This is a genomic window from Glycomyces sp. TRM65418, from assembly GCF_019710475.1.
GTDB lineage: Bacteria > Actinomycetota > Actinomycetes > Mycobacteriales > Micromonosporaceae > Glycomyces.
This window is the reverse complement of the sequence record NZ_JAJFAX010000017.1, coordinates 1-21,369: the sequence shown is the minus strand read 5'-3', so window position 1 is coordinate 21,369 and position 21,369 is coordinate 1. Positions and strand designations below refer to the sequence as shown.

General features: G+C 71.2%; 14 protein-coding genes. 9 read left to right on the top strand and 5 right to left on the bottom strand.

The window, feature by feature from the left end; genetic code table 11:
- Positions 1–45 precede the first annotated feature (45 nt).
- Positions 46–642 carry a DUF4956 domain-containing protein gene (locus K3N28_RS22855; protein WP_228095159.1) on the top strand — a complete coding sequence of 199 codons (597 nt, stop codon included), beginning with the start codon at positions 46–48 and terminating at the stop codon, positions 640–642.
- Positions 639–1,439 (top strand): polyphosphate polymerase domain-containing protein, encoded by an 801-nt coding sequence (locus K3N28_RS22850; protein WP_228095157.1) that lies wholly within the window; start codon positions 639–641, stop codon positions 1,437–1,439. Before K3N28_RS22855 ends, K3N28_RS22850 begins: the two co-directional genes overlap by 4 nt.
- Here K3N28_RS22850 and K3N28_RS22845 read toward each other — a convergent pair.
- Positions 1,418–2,146: a response regulator transcription factor gene (locus K3N28_RS22845; protein ID WP_228095155.1), complete on the bottom strand. Its 729-nt coding sequence runs from the start codon at positions 2,144–2,146 to the stop codon at positions 1,418–1,420. The genes K3N28_RS22850 and K3N28_RS22845 overlap by 22 nt on opposite strands.
- A gap of 321 nt (positions 2,147–2,467) precedes the next feature.
- On the opposite strand from K3N28_RS22845, the gene K3N28_RS22840 reads away from it, so the two are divergent.
- The gene (locus K3N28_RS22840; protein ID WP_228095154.1) at positions 2,468–2,884 is read left to right on the top strand and encodes a hypothetical protein; all 417 of its coding nucleotides are present in this window, start codon (positions 2,468–2,470) and stop codon (positions 2,882–2,884) included.
- 237 nt (positions 2,885–3,121) lie between these two features.
- Here the strand turns inward: K3N28_RS22840 and K3N28_RS22835 are convergent, their stop codons facing one another.
- The 3 genes from K3N28_RS22835 to K3N28_RS22825 form a co-directional block, all read right to left on the bottom strand.
- Complete coding sequence (locus K3N28_RS22835) at positions 3,122–5,374, bottom strand: heavy metal translocating P-type ATPase (protein ID WP_228095153.1); 2,253 nt, start codon at positions 5,372–5,374, stop codon at positions 3,122–3,124.
- Positions 5,375–5,699: 325 nt separating this feature from the next.
- Positions 5,700–8,111: an Hsp70 family protein gene (locus tag K3N28_RS23400; RefSeq protein ID WP_304608755.1), complete on the bottom strand. Its 2,412-nt coding sequence runs from the start codon at positions 8,109–8,111 to the stop codon at positions 5,700–5,702.
- A gap of 230 nt (positions 8,112–8,341) precedes the next feature.
- Entirely contained in the window at positions 8,342–11,698 is a 3,357-nt protein-coding gene (locus K3N28_RS22825) for a DUF4132 domain-containing protein (protein WP_228095152.1), read from the bottom strand.
- Positions 11,699–12,194: 496 nt separating this feature from the next.
- Between K3N28_RS22825 and K3N28_RS22820 the strand changes: the two genes are divergently transcribed.
- Both K3N28_RS22820 and K3N28_RS22815 read left to right on the top strand, forming a co-directional pair.
- Positions 12,195–13,175 (top strand): glycoside hydrolase family 11 protein, encoded by a 981-nt coding sequence (locus K3N28_RS22820; RefSeq protein WP_228095151.1) that lies wholly within the window; start codon positions 12,195–12,197, stop codon positions 13,173–13,175.
- Positions 13,176–13,581: 406 nt separating this feature from the next.
- Complete coding sequence (locus K3N28_RS22815) at positions 13,582–14,667, top strand: polysaccharide deacetylase family protein (RefSeq protein ID WP_228095150.1); 1,086 nt, start codon at positions 13,582–13,584, stop codon at positions 14,665–14,667.
- 38 nt (positions 14,668–14,705) lie between these two features.
- On the opposite strand, the gene K3N28_RS22810 is transcribed toward K3N28_RS22815, so the two are convergent.
- The gene (locus tag K3N28_RS22810) at positions 14,706–15,773 is read right to left on the bottom strand and encodes a LacI family DNA-binding transcriptional regulator (protein WP_228095149.1); all 1,068 of its coding nucleotides are present in this window, start codon (positions 15,771–15,773) and stop codon (positions 14,706–14,708) included.
- 199 nt (positions 15,774–15,972) lie between these two features.
- On the opposite strand from K3N28_RS22810, the gene K3N28_RS22805 reads away from it, so the two are divergent.
- The 4 genes from K3N28_RS22805 (at position 15,973) to K3N28_RS22790 (ending at position 21,350) form a co-directional block, all read left to right on the top strand.
- Positions 15,973–17,271 carry an ABC transporter substrate-binding protein gene (locus K3N28_RS22805; protein ID WP_228095148.1) on the top strand — a complete coding sequence of 433 codons (1,299 nt, stop codon included), beginning with the start codon at positions 15,973–15,975 and terminating at the stop codon, positions 17,269–17,271.
- 74 nt (positions 17,272–17,345) lie between these two features.
- Entirely contained in the window at positions 17,346–18,191 is an 846-nt protein-coding gene (locus tag K3N28_RS22800) for a carbohydrate ABC transporter permease (RefSeq protein ID WP_374209867.1), read from the top strand.
- Positions 18,191–19,024: a carbohydrate ABC transporter permease gene (locus K3N28_RS22795; RefSeq protein WP_228095146.1), complete on the top strand. Its 834-nt coding sequence runs from the start codon at positions 18,191–18,193 to the stop codon at positions 19,022–19,024. The genes K3N28_RS22800 and K3N28_RS22795 overlap by 1 nt, the downstream gene beginning before the upstream one ends.
- A gap of 16 nt (positions 19,025–19,040) precedes the next feature.
- A complete protein-coding gene (locus tag K3N28_RS22790) occupies positions 19,041–21,350 on the top strand; it encodes a glycoside hydrolase family 3 N-terminal domain-containing protein (protein ID WP_228095145.1) in 2,310 nt (769 codons plus the stop codon).
- Positions 21,351–21,369 lie beyond the last annotated feature (19 nt).

Below are 21,369 nucleotides of genomic sequence, written 5' to 3'. Positions count from 1 at the left end.
GCCGCTCATGGGAGATTCATAGGTTCGGGCTCTATAAAACGGTGTATGGATGCTTTCCGATGGACTGGACTGGTCGCGGACCTGGTGCTCGTGTGCGTGCTGGTGTTCGGGGTCTATTACCGCCGACACCGCAGGCGGCACATGGTGGTGCCCTACATGGGGCTCAACGTGGGCGTGTACGCGGTGGTGTCGGCGCTGCTGGGCACGGAGATCGGGATCGGGGTGGGGATCGGCCTGTTCGGGGTTCTGTCGATCATCCGGCTGCGCTCGGACGAGATCAGCCACGGCGACGTGTGCTACTACTTCTCGTCGCTGGCCATCGGTCTGGTGTGCGGGATCCCGCTCGATCCGGTGTGGACGGGGCCGGTGCTGGCGGCGCTGGTGGTGGTGGTGATGGCGGTGATCGATCAGCCGGTGTGGCATCAGCGGTACCGCCAGGAGCTGGTGGTGCTCGACCGGATCTACGATTCGCGCTCAGCGCTCGAGGCGCGTCTGGCCGAGTTGCTCGGGGCCGAGGAGGTGACGCGAGTGGAGACGACGGTGACGGACCTGGTGCGGGATTCGCAGACCGTGGAGGTGACGTATCGGGTCGCGGGGACGCGGGTCAAGTCCGAACGGCGTAGGCCGGTGTTGGCACGATGAGTCTGGGAGCGCTCCAAGTTTTCGGCGGCCTCACCCCCGTGGGCCTCGGCGAGCTGCTGGCGGTCGCCGAGCTCCAGACGCGCGTCGACCGCAAGTACCTGGTCTCCCAGGAGGAGCTGGCGGCGTTGGCGAAGGACATGGGCGGCGAGTTGGCGGTGCTCGAGATCCAAGGGGTGCGCCGCTTCGCCTACGAGTCGGTCTATTTCGACACTCCGGCCCTGTCCAGCTATCTCGGCACGGCGCGGTCGCGGCGCCGCCGGTTCAAGGTCCGCACCCGCACCTATCTGGATTCGGGCCAGTGCATGCTCGAGATCAAGACCCGTGCGGGCGTCGCCACGGTCAAGCAGCGGTTCGACTACGCCGCGGTCGACCGGCACCGGCTGACCGACGAGGGCCGCTGGCGGATCGAGGGCACGGTGCAGGTGCCGGAGGGCGCCGCCGCGCTCGAACCGGTGCTGGTGACGCGGTATCGGCGCGTGACGGCGCTGCACGTGCCCTCGGGCGCGCGGCTGACGTGCGACACCGAGCTGCGCTTCGAGGACTTCACCGGACGCGAGGGCGCGATCAGTCCGGAGCTGGCCGTGGTCGAGGTCAAGAGCGCGGGCCGGTCGGGGCCGGTGGACCGGCGGCTGTGGCGGGCGGGGTACCGGCCGTGCCCGATCAGCAAGTACGGCACCGGTATGGCGTTCCTGCGCCCCGAGCTGCCGGCGAACAAGTGGAACCGGACGCTGCGGCGCCACTTCGGGTGGCGCCCGGCCTCGCCGCCGGCCGCGGCTCAGCCCGGTCTGAGCATGTAGCCGACGCCGCGGACGGTGTGGATGATCGGGGCCGAGCGGTGGTCGAGCTTGCGGCGCAGGTAGGAGATGTACAGCTCGACGACGCTGTCGCGGCCGCGGTAGCCGTGGTCCCACACGTGGCGCAGGATCTGGGTCTTGCTCAGCACGCGACGCGGGTTGCACATGAGGTAGCGCAGGAGCCGGAACTCGGTGTCGGTCAGGTATACGGGCGTTCCGCCGCGGGTGACGTGGCGCGAGCCCTCGTCGAGTTCGAGGTCGCCGACCACCAGGGTCGGCGGCGGGGCCTCGGCGGCGGGGCTGCTGCGCCGCAGCATGCCTTTGAGGCGCAGCATCACTTCTTCGAGGTCGAAGGGCTTGGCGAGGTAGTCGTCGGCGCCGGCGGCGAGGCAGCCGATGCGGTACCGGGTGCCGCCCGCGCCGGCCAGGGCCATGACGGGCACGTCGGCGAACTCCGAGCGGATGCGTCCGAGCAGGGCCAGGCCGTCGACGTCGGGCATGGCCAGCTCGGTGACGACCACATGGGGTCGGAAGAGGCGGATGCGTTTGAGCGCGGTCTCGCCGTCGGTCGCGGGTATGGCCTCCCAGCCTTCGAGGCGGCAGGCGGTGTCGAGGATGCCCCGGACGCCGGGGTCCGGGTCGGCCGTGAGGATCCTAGTGAGGGTGGAGTCAGATCCGTCCAGCCTTGGTGTCTTAAGGGTGAACTCCACGTGAATATTCTAAACCCGGCATACAGGGTATATCTATATGCGTCGATGTTTTTCCGCTCGGCGCGATCCGCTGCGGACCGCCGTGGTCCATCCTTTGTCGCCGGTCCTCCGAATCCGCGAAACCCCGGCTCGGCGTGGCTTCCGGTCGAAGCGGATCGCGCGCCGATCGGCACGAGCGCCTGACCCCGGTCGGCGGCGTCGATTTCGCGAATCCCCTCCCGAATCGACCCGCCCGGGGCTACACAGAAGGCAGCGGACGGCGACCGCCGCCCGCGTCCGGTCGACCTGCGAGGCCGACCGGCAGGGAGAAAGGAGCCCGAGATGACCGACACTCCAAAGGCCGACACCGGAAAGGTCGCCTGGGCGACCGCAGGAGCGGTGTTCGCCGGCGGCATCATGCTCACCGTGGGGCTGTTCCAGCTCTTCGAAGGCATCGCCGCGATCGCCGAGGACGAGTTGTTCGTCTCCGGCGCCGACTACACCTTCGCCATCGACACCGCCGGATGGGGCTGGATCCACCTGATCCTCGGCGCGCTGGTGGCGCTCGTCGGCGTCTTCGTCCTCATGGGACGGAGCTGGGCGTTCGGCGCCGGTATCGGCCTGGCCATCGTCTCGGCGCTCAACCAGTTCTTCTTCCTGCCCTACTACCCGTGGTGGGCGCTGCTCATCATCGCGCTCGACGTCTTCGTCATCTGGTCGCTGGCCTGCGTGCTCGCGGAGGTCAACACCGTGGCCTGACCGGAGACGACGGGGGACCCGCGTGGCGCCGGGAGCCCGGAAGCAGGACTGCGCCAGCCGACGGCGCGAGCACCGCCAGCTCTTGACCGCGGCGACGAACGGCCCGCCGGATCGCGAGATCCGGCGGGCCGCCCGCCGTTCGAGCCCCGCAATGACGACCGGCCGCTGTCACCGCGTGCTGGGCGGGCCTGCTCCGCCTCGCCGGCCTGTCGCGCCCAAGCGCGGCTCGCGCGGCGTTCAGGACTCCGGTGTCAGCTTGACGCGGCGCAGGAGCTGGGCGTTGAGGGCGACGACGATGGTCGAGGCCGACATCAGCACCGCGCCGATCGCCGGGCTCAGCGTGAACCCGGCCCAGGCCAGCACGCCCGCCGCGAGCGGGATCGCGAGGATGTTGTACCCCGCGGCCCAGCCGAGGTTCTCGATCATCTTGCGGTAGCTCGCCTTCGAGAGCCGCCGCACCCCGCCGACGCCGCGCGGGTCCGAGGAGGCCAGGACCACCCCGGCCGACTCGATCGCCACATCGGTGCCCGCGCCGATCGCGATGCCGACATCGGCTCGCGCCAGGGCGGGCGCGTCGTTGACGCCGTCCCCGACCATGGCCACGCGCAGGCCCCGCCGCTGGAGCTCGGCGACGGCCTGGTCCTTGTCGGCGGGCAGCACTTCCGCGAAGACCTCGTCGCGTCCCTCGACGAAGCCGAGATCGGCGGCGACGGCCTCGGCGACGGCTCGCGCGTCACCGGTGATCATCGCGATCTTCGCGACCCCCAGGGCGCGCAGATCGGCGATCGCCCGCTTCGCCTCGGGCCGGACCTCGTCCTCCAGTGCGATGGCGCCCAGCACCGTCGCCTCGTCGCCGAGGGCGATGAGGTAGAGCACCGTGGCGCCGCGACCCGACCAGGCGCCGATCTCGTCCGACAGCTCGCCCGGCGCCTCGACGTCGAGTTCCCGCAGCAGCGCCGGTCCGCCCACCGCGTAACGGCGGCCGTCGACGGTGGCCTCGACGCCCTTGCCGGTTCGCGAGCGGAAGTCGGAGGCGCGTGCGCCCTCGCCGTGCGCGTGGCCGTGGTGGGCGACGATCGCGCGGGCCAGCGGGTGCTCGGAGTCGGATTCGACCGCCGCGGCCACGTGCAGCACCTCGTCGCCGTCCACCCCTTCGGTTCCGGCGATGCCGGCCACGGTGTGCTCGCCCTTGGTCAGCGTCCCGGTCTTGTCGAACAGGACGGCGTCCACGGTGCGCATCCGCTCGATGGCGAGCCGGTCCTTGATCAGGATGCCCGCCTTGGCCGACACCGCCGTGGTGATCGAGATGACCAGCGGGATCGCCAGGCCGAGCGCGTGCGGGCACGCGATGACCAGGACCGTCACGGTCCGGACCACGCCCGCGGTGACGTCGCCCAGGAGCGACCAGGCCGCGAACGTGATCGCGGCGGCCCCCATGGCGACGTAGAACAGCAGCGCCGCGAACCGGTCGGCCAGGACCTGGCCGCGCCCGCGGGACTCCTGCGCCTGTGCGACCAGGCGCTGGATGCCCGCCAGGGCGGTGTCGTCGCCGACGGCGTCGATGCGCACCCGGATCGCCGAGTCCGTGGCGACCGTCCCCGCCACGACCCGCTCGCCCGCGCCCTTCGGCACCGGCCGGGACTCACCGGTGATCATGGACTCGTCCATCTCGGCCTCGCCTTCGGTGATCTCGCCGTCGGCGGGGACGCGGGAACCGGAGCGGACGAGCACCACGTCGCCGACCGCGAGGTCGCTCGCGCGGACGGTCTCGGTCGAGCCGTCGCCGGTGACGCGCTCGGCCTCGTCCGGCAGCAGCGCCGCGAGGGCGGCGAGCGCGCCCTGCGCCTGTCCGATGGCCTTCATCTCCTGCCAGTGGCCGAGCAGCATGATGGACACCAGTGCGCCCAGCTCCCACCAGAACTCGAGGTCGAACAGGCCGAAACTGGTGGCGAGGGAAGCGATGTAGGCGACGGTGACGGCGGTGGCGATCAGGAGCATCATGCCCGGGGCCTTGTCGCGGACCTCGCGGACGCCGCCCACGAGGAACGGCCAACCGCCGTAGAGGAACACCGCCGTGCCCAGTACGGGGCCGACGAGGCCCGTCCCGGGGAAGTCCAGTGTGTACCCGAACGAGTCCATGATCATGTGGCTGGTGACGATCAGCGGGATCGTCAGGATCAGGCTCAGCCAGAACTTGCGGCGGAACATCTCCGGGTCGTGGCCGGCGTGCTTGTCGTGTCCGCCGTGCCCGCCGTGCCCGGCGTGCGGATCGGCAGTGCCTCGACCGCTGTGGTGGTGGTGCGCCTGCGGCGCTTCGGCGGTCGCGCTCGGGCCGTCATGCGGGCCGTGTCCGGCATGTGCCGCGTGCTCACTGCGGGCCGCGCGCTCACCGGGAGCGGCATGGCCGCCGCCATGGGCGTCACCGTGCCCGTGCTCATGGTGGTGCTCGTGGTGCCTCGCGTCGTCGCCGTGGGCGTGATGGCTGCTCACCGGAGGCTCCTTCCGTGTCGTTGTTCGTCGCTTCGAAACATATACCCCAGGGGGGTATTTGGCAAGTAGTCGCAACGCCGTCCCTGCGGGAGGTATTCCCCTGCGGAGGCGGATTTTCGGGGGGCCTGCTGCCGCGGCTCTTGGACGCCGGGTACCGGGGTCGCGTGCTCACCAGGCGGCCGGAACGGGCGCGGGACTTCGTGGCGTCCGATGCCGTCGAGGTGGTGCGGGGCGATGCCGTCCGACGCGGCGCGCGATCCCGCTCACCGCCTCGGTCCGCGCCCCGTCCAGGCGGCCTCTGCGACCTCGCGGTCCAGCGCCGGCGTCAGTCTCCCAGGCTCCACAGGTGCACGGTGCCATCCGCGGAGCCGGTGATCGCGATCGTCTGCTCGCCGGTCTGGGCGACGCCGACGGCGGAGGCGGACACCTGAGTCCACCCGGCGTCGGGCAGGAGGCCGTTCCCGGTGGAGAATTCCCGTGCTTCCGCGCCTGCTCGACCGCCCGCCATGAGCAGAGCGAGCCGGCCCTCGGACTCGACTGCCTGCACGAGGAATGGATCTTCCATGTCCGGCAACGGGATCGTCTCCGCCGACGGCTGCTCGCGCGCCGCCAGGTTCCACAGGTGCAGCTGCTCGCCGTCGTACAGCAGGCCGTACGGGACGCCGTCGTCGTAGACCACCCGGAGCCCGTCGACCTCGGCGCCGTCCGCCCAACCGCTGCCCTCAGGGCCGGGCTCCTCGGGGCCGAAGGGATCCCCGAGGCGGTCGCCCGTGGTGGGGTCGTAGAGGCGCAGGGTGCCGTCGGAATCCGCGGCCACGACGGCCGCCGCGTCCTCCAGCTGCAGCACCTGGGCGTGGTCGAAGCCCAGGTCGGGATCGCCCTCGTAGTTGACCAGGCTCAAGGGAACCTGATCGTGGAGGTCGTAGAGGGCCAGACCGGTGTGGCTGGCGGCCGCCAGCACGGGAGTGCCGTGGTGTTCGAGGAGACCGAGACTCAGGATGGACTCCTCGATGCCTTCACCCGCCCTCACGAGCTCGGGAGCGAAATCCGTCGGCAGCCACACGTGCACGCCCCCGGCCTCATCGACGGCGGCGATGCGGGTCGAGCCGTCGGGGAACGCGAGCGGCTCCATCATGACGATCGGGACGTCGAAGTCGGCTTCGCCGAGCGGCTTCCCGGCCAGGTCCCACTGCTTGACCTTGCCGTCCTCAGATCCCGACGTGAACAGGACGACCCTGCCGTCCGCTTCGATGCTCGCGACGGCGGCGACCGGGCCCTCATGCGCCGCAAGGGGTTCGCCCAGCGGTTCCCCCGCCGGCGGACCCGCGGCGGCACCTGCCGATTCGCTGCCGGCCCCATCGCCGTCCCCGGGACCGGCAACCGCGTCGGCGCCCGTCCCGGCGCCGGCCTCCCCCTCGTCGCCGTCGGGCTCGAAGACGAAAACCAGCGTGGCCGCGATCAGGACGCCGGCGAGGATTCCGGCAAGGGCCAGCTTCCTGGCGTGCCGCTGCCTGTGCTTCCGGCTCGGTCCGGTCGCTTCGGCGTCGCCGAATCGCGGCGGGCCCGACGGCACCGACGCCGGCGGCGTCGTCTCCGAAGGCGCGGAGCGGTCCGCCCACGGCGGCGTGGCGAGCGGGGACGGGACGGGGAACGACGTATTCGCCGGCTCGGCGCACAGCACGCTGCCCTCGGCGACGACGGCCTCCGGCTGTTCCATCACCGTCGGCGCGATTCCCAACTCGCGGTGGAGCATCGTGGCCACCAGCGGCATCCGGCTCGCGCCGCCGACGAGGAAGACCCCGGCGCTCTGCGCGACGTCGATCCCCGCGGCACGGACGACCGCCTGCGTCACACGGATCGTCTGCTCCAGGTGCGGGGCCGCGATCCGCTCCAGCTCGGCCCTGGTCAGATGCGCGTCGACGTCCAGGAGCGGAATCGTGAAGTCCGCCTGCTGATGCCGCGAGAGCCGTTCCTTGGCGGCGCGGATCTCGTCCAGGAATGCGCGGCGGCCTCGTCGGTCCTGCGCGGTGACCGGATCGGCGAGGCGCCCCCAGTTCGCATGTGCCCCATAGGTCTCGGCGAGGTGGCTGAAAACGGCGGCGTCGATGTCCAGCCCGCCGAGGTCGGCCCGGCCCTCCAGTGCCGCGGTCGCGAAGCCGTGCGCGGTGCGGCGCACGACGCTGGCGTCGAACGTGCCCGCGCCGAGGTCGTAGACCACGATGGACGACCCGATCGCGATGTGGTGCTCGAGCACCTCGGCGAAGTAGGTCGCGGCGGCCACCGGTTCGGGCACGAGGCGGACCCGCCCGAGTCCGCCCGCGGTCGCCGCGTCCTCGATGACCTGACGCCTGCTCGGACCCCATGCCGCCGGCACGGTGACCGTCACCTGCCGGGGCTCGCCGACGACCCGTCGGCATTCGTCGGCCACGGCGCGCAGCACCGCCCCGACCACGTCGGCGATCCGGAATTCCTGAGCGCCCAAGAGCACCGAGGAGCGGTCGATGTGCCGTTTCGGGTTCGGTTCGAACCGCTCGGGGAACCGGCGTCCGGCGTGAACGGCGTCGCGGCCGACCACGAGACCGCCCGCGCCGTCCGCGCACACCGCCGAGGGCAGCAGCGGCGAACCGCCCACCAGCAGCGGCCGGACGCTCCCGTCGGGACGGCCGACCACGGCGACGGTGTTGGAGGTGCCGAAATCGATGCCGAGCGAGGTCCCGTGGGGCAGGGAGCGGATCATCGGGCGATCGTATCGGACCGCCGAGGAGGCGGGAGCTGACTGGGAACGGCCTCCAGCGCCTCGTCACTCGGCATCCTGCACCTGTCGAGCATGGCGTGGCGGGCCCTCCTGGACCTGGCGGCACGGCCGCACCGCGGTCGGCGTCCGACCATCCCGGACGCGCCCCCCTGCCCGGCGGCCGCCCGCTGCGGGCGTTGCCGGCCGCTGCGACGGCCGGCAACGCCTTCGGGTCAGGCGGTGCGGGTGATCCGGGTGAGCGCGCGGAGTACCTCAGAGGCGGCCACCGGGTCGATGTCCGTCGGGTGGTCCCGGCGCTCGCCGAGCGCGGCGTAGTCCGCGGTGGCGGACAGGTACGCGCCGCGGACGGTCTGGTCGGGCTGCGACGTGTCGATGTGGCCGAGGTAGCCGTCGATGCCGGGGTCGAGCGCGACCACGACGAACCCGCCGCCGGGAAGTGCATAGTGGAGGCCCGGTGAGACCCAGAGGCCGTCGGAGGGACCGCGCCGCCAACCCGATCGGATCAGGCCGAGGAGCGGTCCGACCTGGATCGTCGCGCCTTCGAAACGGGCGAGCCGGCCCGTCTCCAGATCCTGGTCGGTGAAGGCCAGGATCGGACGCGAGAGCTGCGCGAAGGGCTGGAGGATCGCGTAGTCGGCGAAGATCCCGGCCCACGCGGCGAGCCGATCGCCCAGGGCGACCGGGTGCGCCAGGCGGATCAGCGCGTCGTCGGGCAGGTCGCACGCGTCGTCCTCGACGTCGGCGACGGTCCGGTCCTCGGCCAGGCGGAACCCGAACGGCTCCCCGCCCGACTCGGCCGACCACACGAGCCGGCGGGCCAGGTGCCACATCAGCGGATGGTCGGCGAAGAACTCCTTGAACTCCGGCACCGTCCAGGCGCGGCCCTCGACCATGGCGCGTTCGAGCCGCCGCACCTGTTCCTTCGCGACCTTGCGAAGCTCCCGCTTCAGCTCCATGAACCGGTCGTAGGCCTCCTCGGCGGTCTCGGCGTCGTCCTGTGCGCTCGGCTTGGGCAGGCGCTTGAGCGGCTCGCCGTCCGCGTCGGTCACGAACGGCTGCAGCTGCTCGTCGAAGCCGACCTTGAACCGCCGGGGACCGTAGTCGAGGACGAGGCTGGCCTCGCGGTCGAGCCCGAAGTCGGGCACGAGCCGGTCGGCGAGCTGCTCGGTGGTGAGGCCGAGCCGGTCGGCGACCGTCTCGATCTGCCGGCCGGCCTCCTCTTGGAGCGGCCTGAACCGGACCTTCCGGGCGATCTGATGGAGGGCGCGCAGGGAGGTCTCGGAACCGATCGCGCCCAGGACCTGCAGTCCCGTGACGGCCCGCTTGTGCTGGCCCTCACCGGGCCATCGGCTGGTCAGCGCGGCGAGCTCGCGGACGGTGCCGTCGTCGGCGAAGCGCGTGAGCTGCGTGAGCGCCCAACCGTCCTTGGACGGCGCGCCGACGGCGGTCCACAATGCGAACAGCGCCCAGGAGAACCGCGTGAGCGAGGCCGGGTCGCAGGTCTCGATGACGACTTCGACGCCCGCGTACGGGAGTTCGGGGCTGTCGAGGGCGAGCACGGTGAGCAGATGCCCCACCGACTCGAGCGGCAGCGCCGACTGCCGTCCCTTGAGGAGCACCTGCGGCAGCATGGCGGGGTTCGCCCAGGCCGGCGGTTTGGGGATCCTGGCGCCGGGCGGATCGAGCGGGTCCGTGGCGATGAGCGCGTCGATCGCCGCAGCGGCGGCCTCGCCGTACTCCTTCGCGGCGGCCGTTACCGTCTCGGCGCCGTGGACGGCGCTCAGGTGCCGCAGCGCGGCGTTCGCGGCGCGGCGCGCGCCGCCGTCGCCGCCGAGCGCCTCGGGGATGAGCAGGTGCGCCGCCGCGTCGGCGTGCCGGTCGAACCAGCGCATCGCCACGGGGGCCAGGGACTTGGACCGCGCGAGCCAGTCGGCGGCGATGCGGGCGGTCGCGGGGTTCTGGATCGGGATGAGCACTTCGGCGAGTGCGGTGCGGCCCTTGAGGTGGGGGAGGACCCGGTCGGCGACCCGCGCCCCGAACCTGCCGAGGAGGCGCATGAGGTGCGCGCCGCTGGGGTGCCGCGCGGTGCCCCGCCACCGTTCGAGCACCGGCTCGGCGTCCTCGACGGGAGCCCAGGAGAGGAAGTCGATCAGGTGGTCGTAATCGGGGTGCTCCTCGATGTACGAGAGGAAGTGGTCCACGCCCCCGGCGTCGTACTTCCGGTAGGGGTCGTCGTCGCGGAGGGTGGCCCAGCGCCGCGTCTCGTCGGCGTCGGCCCAGACCACGCGCGTCTCGAACGGGCGCGCGAGGCCCTCGATCACGACCGCCTTGCGCCGCTTGGTCTTCCATGGCGGTGCGACCAGCAGCGGCGGCAGCGCGTCGGCGGGGGCGTCGGGCACGGTGTCGGGGGCGTCGATGAGCGTGGCGACGGCCCGGCGCACCGGCTCGTCGGTGTCGTCCAAGGCGGCGGCCAGCGCGGGGGAGGACTTGACGAGACCGGCGAGCCGCGTCCGCGCGTCGGGTTCGGCGCCGGCGGCGCGAGCGGCGATGACGCGAAGCGTGCGCTGCGGGAACCGCTCGGCGACCTCCGTCATCACGGTGAGGGTTCCGGGCCGTTCCAACCGGTCGACCAGGTATCCGGTGGCGTCGTCCGAAGGCAGCAGGCCGATCGCGGTCATGATGGCGGATCGGGCGGGCTTGGACAGCAGTGAGAAGCGCTGGTCCAGGACTCGGGTCAGGAGCGGCAGCGCGACGGTTCCCGCTCCCGCGATCAGCGGGGCGAGGGAGCGCGCGTCGGCATGTTGGTGATCGAGGCCGCGGTCGAGGAGGTCCAGGTGCTGCGGGTCGCCCGCGAAGGACCACCGCATCCAGTCGTCGCAGCGGTAGGAGTCGAGGTGTCCGACGCCCGACATGAACGCCTCCCGAACCCAGTCGGCCTCGGTGGGGAGGAGGATTGCCGCGCCGATGCGCCGGTCCTTGTCGGTACGGTGGGCGTCGACGGCCGCGACGACCTCGCGGTACGCCGGCTCGGGGACCGACGCCAGGAGCGAGCGGATGCGGTGGGCCGCCGGCTGGGCCTGCCGCCAACTCTCGGGCTGAGACCGATAGTCGCAGGGGTACAGGATGGCTTCGGTGATGGAGCGTTCGCCCTCGGCGTCCGACCGGTTGTGGATCGTCGCCGATTCGACGAGGGCCACGGCGGCGAAGGCGAGTCCGTGGTCGGTGATCCAGGCGTCGAGGTGCCGCAGCCGGGCCGCGGGGGGCACGGTCTGTCGGCCGGTGCTGTCCAGTAGGTGCATCAGCGCGGCCGCCCCGCTCGGGTTCGGCCGGCCCTGGAGGTGGTCGGTCACCGCGGGGGCGAAATTCGCGTTCCGCCGTTTGCCGATCCCCTCGTCGATCAGTGTCCGCTGCTCGGTGATCCGCTCGGCCAGCGCCTCGGAGGAGCCGGGGTCCACTTTGGTGTCGAGGTCGACGTCGGCGAGGTCGCGCCCGCGCCGGGGCAGCACGTGCCGCCGCCATTTCTCGGGAAGTCGGAGCCGGTCTTCGGGGTGGGTCTCGGACTGCGTCATGTTGCGCAGCATAGAGAGCACGTCTGACAAGCGGTCGTTCGGAGCGAGCGGTGCCGCCGCTGCGGGAGCGGCGACGCCCATGCGGCGTCGACATGGACCTCGTCGCCGAGGAGCGGGAACAGGGAGGCGGGGACGCCGTCCGCGCCGCAGCCGATCGCTGAGCGGCCCGCGGCCTCGGGGCGGTTCGGGCAGCGCCGCTCGAAGTTTCCAGACCCTTCCCGTCGACTGATAATTTCTGAAAGTTCCGGGATTCCAGCTTCATTACCGGCGAGCGATGGTGGTGGATTTCGAAGAATTTCGCCCTTGTGGGCCCCTCAGCTGTGTCTATGTACGTTCGATTCGAGCCAAAGGAAGGAGAAAGTTCCGAAAGTTTTCCGGAAGTCATTGACAGTGCGATCAGCCGGGTTCACGATAGCCACATCGATTTATATCGATGTCTATCGATCCGGCGCGTTTGAGCGGGCCGGTCACCACCCTTCCCTTCCAAGGAGGACGGATGTCCCAGGACAACGCATCCCCCGGCCCGGTCAGTCGCCGGAGCCTGCTGCTCGGCGGCGGCGCCGCCCTGGTGTTCGGCGGCGCGGGCCTGCTGGCGCCCGGAACGGCCAACGCCCAACAGGTCGTCAACACCAATCAGGAGGGCACCCACAACGGTTACTACTACTCCTTCTGGACCGACACCCAGGGCCGCGCCTCGATGACCCTCGGCTCGGGCGGGAACTACAGCAGCTCCTGGTCGAACGTCAACAACTGGGTCGGCGGCAAGGGCTGGGCGAACGGCGGACGCCGCGCCGTCCAGTACTCCGGCAGCTTCAACTCCCCGGGCAACGGCTACCTCTGCCTGTACGGCTGGACCGCGAACCCGCTCGTGGAGTACTACATCGTCGAGAACTACGGCAGCTACCGGCCCGGCGGGAACGACCTCAGGGGCACGGTCACCGACGACGGCGGCACGTACAACATCTACAAGACCACCCGCGTCAACCAGCCGTCCGTGGAGGGCACCAGGACGTTCGACCAGTACTGGAGCGTCCGCCAGTCCAAGCGCACCGGCGGCACGATCAACACCGGCACCCACTTCGACGCGTGGAGCCGCGCGGGTCTGCCCCTCGGCGCGTTCAACTACTACATGGTCCTGGCGACCGAGGGCTACCAGTCCAGCGGCAGTTCCAACATCAACGTCGGCAGCACCGGCGGCGGCGGTGGCGGTGGCGGCGGCGCCTGCACGGCCGCCCTGTCGGCCGGGCAGCGGTGGGGCGACCGCTACAACCTCAACGTGGCCGTGTCGGGCTCGAGCGACTGGAGGACGACGCTGAACATCCCGTCGCCGGCCAAGGTCATCGCCACCTGGAACTGCAACGCGTCCTATCCGACCGCGCAGCAGCTCGTGGCGACGCCGAACGGCAACGGCAACAACTTCGGCCTCACCATCCAGGCCAACGGCAACTGGAACTGGCCGACGGTCTCCTGCGGTTAGAACGGGTCCGGAACACCCTGGAGAACGGCGCGGCGGCATCTTGCCGCCGCGCCGCTTCCGTGTGCGCGAGCGGCCCGTTCGGCTTCGAGGGATTCGTCGCGCTCGCGGCGGTCGCCACCCGGGCTCCGCTCGTCTCCCGTTCGTCGACCGCTCCCCGACCGGTCGCATATTAATTGATGCTCATCGATTTTATGAGCGGTCGACCCCCTTGTCCTCCAAGGATTCGGCCCGGATAATTGCATTCGTTCCTGTTCGTTCACGGGACATCGATCCACCGTCGTCCCCTCATGGCGACAAGGGCCCTCACCCCTGGGAGTTCGTCGACGCCGACTGATGCGCCGTACCCCCGAGCCGCCGCCGACCCTCTCCGCCGGCGCCTTCGGGCGACATCCCAAGGAGGCCGATCATGCGAAGCCGCATGAGGACGCTCATCGCCAGCCTGTCCGCATTCACCGTCGCCCTCGGCGCCGCCGCCGTGGTGCTCAGCGTCGCCGCGTCGCCGGCGCAGGCGCAGGCCTGCAACGGCTACGTCGCGCTGACCTTCGACGACGGGCCCAACCCGAGCAGCACCGACAGCCTGCTCAACGCGCTCGCCTCGAACGGCCTGCGCGCCACCATGTTCAACACCGGGCAGAACGCCGCCGCCAACCCCGGCCTGGTCCGCGCCCAGGTCAACGCCGGCATGTGGGTGGGCAACCACTCCTACACGCACCCGCACATGACCCAGCTGAGCCAGTCCCAGATGGCCTCGGAGATCTCGCGCACCCAGCAGGCGATCCAGTCGGCGGGCGGCGGCACGCCCGTCCTCTTCCGGCCGCCCTACGGCGAGACCAACGCGACGCTCAAGTCCGTCGAAGCCCAGTACGGGCTGACCGAAGTCCTGTGGTCGGTCGACTCCCGGGACTGGAACGGCGCGACCACCGCCCAGATCGTGCAGGCCGCCCGCGGCCTGCAGAACGGCGGGGTCATGCTCATGCACGACTCCTACCGGAGCACGATCAACGCGATCCCGCAGATCGCCGCCGACCTGCGCTCGCGCGGCCTGTGCGCGGGCATGATCTCCCCGAGCACCGGCCGGGCCGTCGCCCCCGACGGCTCCGGCGGCGGTGGCGGCACGGAGACCGACCTGCTGCGCAGCACCTCGGCCGGCAAGTGCATCGACGTACCCGGCGGCAGCACCGCCGCCGGCGTGAAGGTCCAGCTCTACAGCTGCTACGAAGGCGCGAACCAGCAGTTCACGTACACCGCCGCGCAGGAGCTGCGGATCCTCGGCCGGTGCCTCGAAGCGCCCTCGGGGGGCAACGGCACGCAGGTGCAGATCAACGCCTGCAGCAACACCGCGGGGCAGCGGTGGACCTTCGGCTCCGACGGGACGATCCGCAGCGTCGGGTATGGGAACGCGTGCCTGGACGTCTACAGCTCGTCCAACGGCGCCCCCGTGCAGCTCTACGGCTGCTGGGGCGGCGACAACCAGCGGTGGACCCGCGTCTGAGCGATCGGCTCCGGCCGGCCCGACGGGCCGGCCGGGCCTCAGCGGCGCGGCGGGGCCGTCGACTCGCGGACCACCAGGTCCGTCGCCAGCTGCACGTGGTGCGAATCGGGCTCCCGGCCGTCGGCGAGTTCGAGGAGGGTTCGCGCGGCGACGCGGCCCATTCGCCGCAGGGGCTGGCGGACCGTGGTCAGCGGCGGTTCGGTCCACGCCGCGTTGTAGGTGTCGTCGAAGCCGACCAGGCTCAGGTCTTCGGGAACGCGCAGGCCGCGCGAGCGCGCCTCCCGCATGACGCCGATCGCCATCGTGTCGTTGGCCGCGAAGATCGCCGTCGGCGGGTCGGCGAGGTCGAGCAGCGCCGCGGCCGCCCGGCCGCCGGACTCGGCGTCGAAGCGTCCGGCCGCGGTGAGCTCCCGGTCGGGATGCAGGCCCGCGGTCTCCAGCGCCTCCCGGTAGCCGTGCAGGCGCTCGCGGCCGAACACGGAGCCGGCCGGCCCGCCGATGAAGCCGATCCGGCGGTGCCCGAGGTCGATGAGGTGCCGCGTGGCCTGGACGCCGCCGGCCCAGTTGGTGGCGCCGACGCTGGTGACGCGGTCGTCGAGGGGGTTGACCGGGTCGATGACGACCAGGCTCAGGCCGAGGTGCTCGCAGGCCTCGATCTCCTCGCCGGTCAACTCGGAGGTGACGACGATGAGCCCGAGGTGGCCCCTGGCGGCGATCTCCTTGATGCGGTCGACGCCGAGCGAACGCGCGGACGCGGGGTGCTCGGCGCCGAGCGCACCGGTGACCACGTCGACGCCCTGGGCGGCGGCTCCCGCGATGACGCCGTCGAGGACGTACAGCGCGTACATGTCGAGGATGTTGTCGAACACGACCTGGATCGCCCCGGCGGCCCGCGGCTCTCGGGGGCCGGTGCTCGGCATGTAGCCGAGTTCGTCGATCACCTGCCGGACTTGGCGTCTGGTCTCCTCGGAGACGCCGGGCCGTCCGTTGAGCACTTTGGACGCGGTGGCCTTGGAGACGCCGGCCCGTTCGGCGACGGCCGCGAGGGTCGCGCGCCGGCGGGCGCCACGGGCCGTCGCCGGCACCCCGTCTTTACTGTCGGTCATGTGACCAGTTTACGAAACTGATTCGACGGAGGTCACCGTACTGTCGGTGTTCTCTCAGCTTCCGGCCCCAGTCTTTACATTTCTGTAACTTGACGCACGCTCGGGTGGAGCGTACTTTGGAAACGCAGAGAAACTGAATAGAAACAGTTTCGTTGATTCCGTCCGGTCCCTCGACCGGACATCAGAAAGGATCCCAGCAATGAAGCTTGGAACAAGCCGCCGTTCGCTCCTCGCCCTCGGTGCCGCCGCCCCCGTCGTGGCCACCCTGGGTGCGTGCGGCAACCGGCCCGGGTCCTCCTCCGCCGACGGCGCCACCGCGTGGGGCCTCACGGGCGGCGCCGAAGAAGCCATGCGCGCCTCCTTCGAGGACTGGAACGAAGCGCATCCCGATGATCAGATCACCGCGGAGTACTTCGCCAACGACGCCTACAAGGAGAAGATCCGCACCGCGATCGGCTCCGGCAACGCCCCGACCCTCGTCTTCGGCTGGGCCGGCGCCACCCTGGCCGACTACGTCGCCAACGACCAGGTCATCGACCTCACCGAGCCCACCAGCGCCCTCACCGACCGGGTCCTGCCCTCGGTGGTCCAGGTCGGCATGATCGACGGCAGCGTCTACGCCGTCCCGAACAACCAGTCGCAGCCGGTCGTCATGTACCACAACAACGAGGTCCTGGAGGCCGCCGGGACCGGCGTCCCCGAGACGTGGAGCGACCTGCTCGCCGCCGTCGAGGCCCTCAAGGCCCATGACGTCGTCCCGATCGCGCTGGCCGGCCAGAGCGTGTGGCCCGAGCTCATGTGGATCTCCTACCTGGCCGACCGCGTCGGCGGCGAGGCCGCGTTCCAGCGCGTCCTCGACGGCGAGGCCGGCGCCTGGTCGCACCCGGACATGCTCCGCGCGGCCCAGATGATCACCGAACTGGTCGACGCCGGCGCCTTCGGCGACGGCTTCGCGTCCGTCGTCGCCGACGCGGGCGCCGACCACGCCCTGGTCTCCACCGGCAAGGCCGGGATGATCCTCCAGGGCAGCTGGATCTACCCCGAGTTCCTCACCAACGCGCCCGACCTCGTCGCGAGCGGCGGCCTGATCTTCTCGACCTTCCCGATCGTCGAGGGCGGCGCCGGCGACCCGAGCAACATCGTCGGCAACCCGGCGAACTACTGGTCCGTCGCCTCCAGCGCCCCGGAGGACGCCCAGCAGACCGCCACCGACTACCTGTCGGAGGCCGTGTACAACGACGAGCACATCGACGCCCTGCTCGCCATCGGGGCCGTGCCGCCCGTCGTCGGGCTCGAAGACCGCATCGCCGAGGAAGAGAACAACGAGTTCCTCGAATTCACCTACGCGATGGTCCGCGACGCCGCCCACTTCGAACTGTCATGGGACCAGGCCCTTCCCGCCGACCAGGCCCAGGAGCTGCTGAACAACCTCAGCCGCCTCTTCCTCGGCGACATCACCGCCGAGCAGTTCGCCGAGGCGATGGACGCCACGCTGTGAGCTTCAGTGCCACCGCGACCCGCCCGAGCGCGCGCCGCCGACGCGGTGCGCGCCCGGGCGGGCCCTCACGATGGATGGCCGCGCCCGCGCTGATCCTGTTCGGGGTCTTCGCGATCGTGCCGCTGTTCGGCGTCGCCGCCCTGTCCTTCGTCCACTGGGACGGGCTCGGCGCGATCACCTGGGCCGGTTTCGACAACTGGACGGCCGCAGCCAACGACCCGGTCTCCCGGGGCGCCCTGTGGCTCACCGTCAAGCTCACCGTCCTGTGCGTCCTGTTCCAGGCGCCGGTGAGCCTCCTGCTCGGCGTGTTCCTCGCCGGACGGCAGCGCTACCGGTCCCTGCTCGCCACGCTGTTCTTCCTGCCGCTGCTGTTCAGCTCCGCGGCCGTGGCGATCACCTTCACCGCCCTGCTCGACCCCAACTTCGGCGCCGGCTCGGCCCTGGACATCGCCGTGCTGTCGCAGAACTGGCTCGGCGACCCGCAGTTGGCGCTGTACGTGGTCGTGTTCGTGATCGGGTGGTGCTTCATCCCCTTCCACACGCTCATCTACCAGGCCGGCACCCGCCAGATCCCCAAGGAGCTGTACGAGGCCGCGCGCATGGACGGCGCCGGAGCGGTCCAGCAGTTCTTCCTGATCACACTGCCGATGCTCAAGTACACGATCGTCACCTCCACCACGCTGATGACCGTCGGATCGCTGACCTATTTCGACCTGATCTTCGTGCTCACCGGCGGCGGGCCGGGCAACGCCACCCGAGTGCTGCCCCTGGACATGTACCTCACCGGGTTCCGCTCCTACGACATGGGCCAGGCCAGCGTGCTCGCGCTCGTCCTGGTCGCCGTGGGCCTGGCGGTCTCCCTGGGCCTCAACCGGATCACCGGCGCCAGCCGCATGGACTCCCGATCGGAGGGCTCGTGATGACCAAGCAGCGCAACGAACAACGCCCCAACGTCCTGGGCGCGGCCTTCGCCTGGCTGTGGCTGGCCGTCATCATCCTCCCGATCTACTACATCTTCATCACCAGCCTGCGCCCGCGCGAGGACTACTACGCCGAGAACCCGCTGGCCTGGCCCGCGAACCCCTCGCTCACGGCCTACCAGCGGGTGCTGGAGAACGACTTCGTGCTGTTCTTCTTCAACAGCGTCGTCGTCACCACCGCCTCCGTGGCGGTCACGCTCGTCGTCTCGATCATGGCCGCCTACGTCGTCGTCCGCAGCCGCGACGGCTTCGGCCGCAACCTGTTCCGCGTCGCCCTGCTGGGGATCGCGATCCCGATCCAGGCCGCGATCATCCCCGTCTACTACCTGATCGTGCAGCTGGGGCTCTACGACACGCTCGCCGCGCTCATCCTGCCCTCGATCGCGTTCTCGATCCCGCTGACGCTGCTGATCCTGACCAACTTCCTGCGGGAGATCCCCGAGTCGCTGTTCGAGTCGATGCGGATGGACGGCGCCACCGAGTGGCGGATCCTGCTGCGCCTGGTGGTCCCGCTCGCCCGACCCGCCCTCGCCACCGTGGGCGTGTACCAGGCGCTGCAGGTCTGGAACGGCTTCCTGTTCCCCCTCGTGCTCACCCAGAGCGCCTCCACCCGCGTCATCCCCCTGTCGCTGTGGAGCTTCCAAGGCCAGTTCGGCGTCGACGTCCCCGCGGTCCTCGCCGCGGTGGTGCTGTCGGTCCTGCCGATGCTCGCCGCCTACATCCTGGCCCGCCGCCAACTCGTGTCCGGCCTCACCGCCGGATTCGGGAAGTAACGAAAGAGAGCTATCAATGGTCGACACCTGGCGCGATCCCGCGGCCCCCGTCGAGGCCCGGGTCGAGGCTTTGCTGGCCGAGATGACCGTGGAGGAGAAACTGGCCCAGCTCGGCAGCTTCTGGCCGCCGAGAAGCATCGTGGGCGACGACGGCGAAGTCGCGCCCATGGAGGACGCCATGAACGGCGGCCCCAAGACCCTGGAGGACGCGTCGCTCCACGGCCTCGGCCACCTCACCCGAGCCTTCGGCACCGAGCCCGTCGCCCCCGCCGAGGGGGCCGCCGCGCTCGAGCGGATGCAGCGCGGCATCGTCGAGCGCTCCCGCCTCGGCGTCCCCGCGATCGCCCACGAGGAATGCCTCACCGGGTTCACCACCCTGGGAGCCACCGTGTACCCCACCTCCCTCGCATGGGCCGCGACCTTCGCACCCGACCTCATCGAACGCATGGCCCGCCACATCGGCGCCGACATGCGAGCCGTCGGCGTCCACCAAGGACTCTCACCGGTCCTGGACGTCGTCCGCGACTACCGCTGGGGCCGCGTCGAGGAGACCATGGGCGAAGACCCCTACCTCGTCGGCACCATCGGCAGCGCCTACGTGCGCGGCCTCGAATCGGCCGGGATCATCGCCACCCTCAAACACTTCGCCGGCTACTCCGCCTCCCGCGGCGCCCGCAACCACGCCCCCGTCCCCATGGGCCCCAGAGAGCTCGCCGACGTCATCCTCCCCCCGTTCGAAATGGCCGTCCGCCTCGGCGGCGCCCGCTCGGTCATGAACTCCTACTCCGACGTGGACGGCCTCCCCGCCGCCGCCAACCGCGAACTGCTCACCGGGATCCTCCGCGAGCAGTGGGGCTTCACCGGCACCGTCGTCTCCGACTACTGGGCCATCGCCTTCCTCGACATGATGCACCGCGTGAGCGCCGACCGCGCCGACTCCGGCGCGCAGGCGCTCACCGCCGGCATCGACGTCGAACTGCCGGGCACCGACGCCTACGCCCTCCTCGCCGACAAGATCGCCTCCGGCGCGCTCGACGAGTCGACCGTGGACACCGCGGTGCGGCGGGTGCTCCGGCAGAAGGCCGAACTCGGCCTCCTGGACGCCGATCCCGCCCTCGCCGCCCCCGACCCGGACGTCGACCTCGACAGCCCCGCCAACCGCGCCCTCGCCCGCGAGATCGCCGCGAAGTCAGTGGTGCTGCTCGACAACGACGGGACCCTCCCCCTCGGCGCACCCGCCTCGATCGCGCTGATCGGCCCCACCGCCGACGACTCCCGCACTCTCCTCGGCTGCTACTCCTTCCCCAACCACGTGCTCTCCCGGTACGAGGACCGCGGCACCGGCGTCGCGATCCCCTCGCTCCTCGACGCCCTCCGCGCCGAGCTGCCGGACGCCTCCGTCGCCTACGAGCGGGGCGTCCCGATCCGGGAGGCCGACCGCAGCGGCATCGCCGCGGCCGTCGACGCCGCGACCGCCGCCGACGTCTGCGTGCTCGCCGTCGGCGACCTGGCCAGCCTCTTCGGGCGCGGCACCTCCGGCGAAGGCTGCGACGCCGCCGACCTGACCCTTCCGGGCGTCCAGGCCGAACTCGTCGAGGCCGTCCTCGCCACCGGCACCCCGGTGGTCCTCGTCGTGGTCTCCGGCCGCCCGTACGCCTTGGGCTCCTTCGCTCACCGCTGCGCCGCCGTCGTCCAGGCGTTCCTCCCCGGCGAGGAAGGCGGCGACGCGGTCGCCGGCGTCCTCTCGGGCCGGATCAACCCGAGCGGCCACCTGCCGGTCGGGATCCCCTACCAGGCGGGCGGCCAGCCCGGCACCTACCTCGCTCCGCCGCTCGGCCAGTACAGCGAGGGCGTGTCCAACATCGACCCGACGCCGCTGTACGCGTTCGGCCACGGCCGCTCCTACACCGAGTTCGCCTACAGCGACCTGGAACTGAGCACCGACCGGATCGGGACCGACGGCGAGCTCGACATCGCCGTCACCGTCGCCAACACCGGCGACCGGCCCGGCGAGGACGTCGTCCAGCTCTACCTGACCGACGAGGTCGCCCAGGTGACCCGGCCCGTGCGCGAACTCGCCGGCTACGCCCGCATCGCCCTGCAAGCGGGCGAGTCCACGCGTGTGACGTTCCGCCTCCACGCCGACCGGACCTCGTTCACCGGCCGCGACGGCGTCCGCGTCGTCGAACCCGGCGACTTCACCGTCGCCGTCGGCCACTCCAGCGCCGATCTGCCCCTCACGGGGCGATTCCGCATCGAGGGCGCGCTCCGCGCCGTCGAGGGCGTCCGCGTCATGACCACCGGCGTCCAGACCACCGGAAACTGAAACCACAGAGGAGACAACG

Coding starts and splice junctions, on each gene's coding strand:
- K3N28_RS22855 (WP_228095159.1), top strand. CDS start 46: ATGGATGCTTTCCGATGGACTGGACTGGTCGCGGACCTGGTGCTCGTG.
- K3N28_RS22850 (WP_228095157.1), top strand. CDS start 639: ATGAGTCTGGGAGCGCTCCAAGTTTTCGGCGGCCTCACCCCCGTGGGC.
- K3N28_RS22840 (WP_228095154.1), top strand. CDS start 2,468: ATGACCGACACTCCAAAGGCCGACACCGGAAAGGTCGCCTGGGCGACC.
- K3N28_RS23400 (WP_304608755.1), bottom strand. CDS start 8,111: ATGATCCGCTCCCTGCCCCACGGGACCTCGCTCGGCATCGATTTCGGC.
- K3N28_RS22825 (WP_228095152.1), bottom strand. CDS start 11,698: ATGACGCAGTCCGAGACCCACCCCGAAGACCGGCTCCGACTTCCCGAG.
- K3N28_RS22820 (WP_228095151.1), top strand. CDS start 12,195: ATGTCCCAGGACAACGCATCCCCCGGCCCGGTCAGTCGCCGGAGCCTG.
- K3N28_RS22815 (WP_228095150.1), top strand. CDS start 13,582: ATGCGAAGCCGCATGAGGACGCTCATCGCCAGCCTGTCCGCATTCACC.
- K3N28_RS22810 (WP_228095149.1), bottom strand. CDS start 15,773: ATGACCGACAGTAAAGACGGGGTGCCGGCGACGGCCCGTGGCGCCCGC.
- K3N28_RS22805 (WP_228095148.1), top strand. CDS start 15,973: ATGAAGCTTGGAACAAGCCGCCGTTCGCTCCTCGCCCTCGGTGCCGCC.
- K3N28_RS22800 (WP_374209867.1), top strand. CDS start 17,346: ATGGCCGCGCCCGCGCTGATCCTGTTCGGGGTCTTCGCGATCGTGCCG.
- K3N28_RS22795 (WP_228095146.1), top strand. CDS start 18,191: ATGACCAAGCAGCGCAACGAACAACGCCCCAACGTCCTGGGCGCGGCC.
- K3N28_RS22790 (WP_228095145.1), top strand. CDS start 19,041: ATGGTCGACACCTGGCGCGATCCCGCGGCCCCCGTCGAGGCCCGGGTC.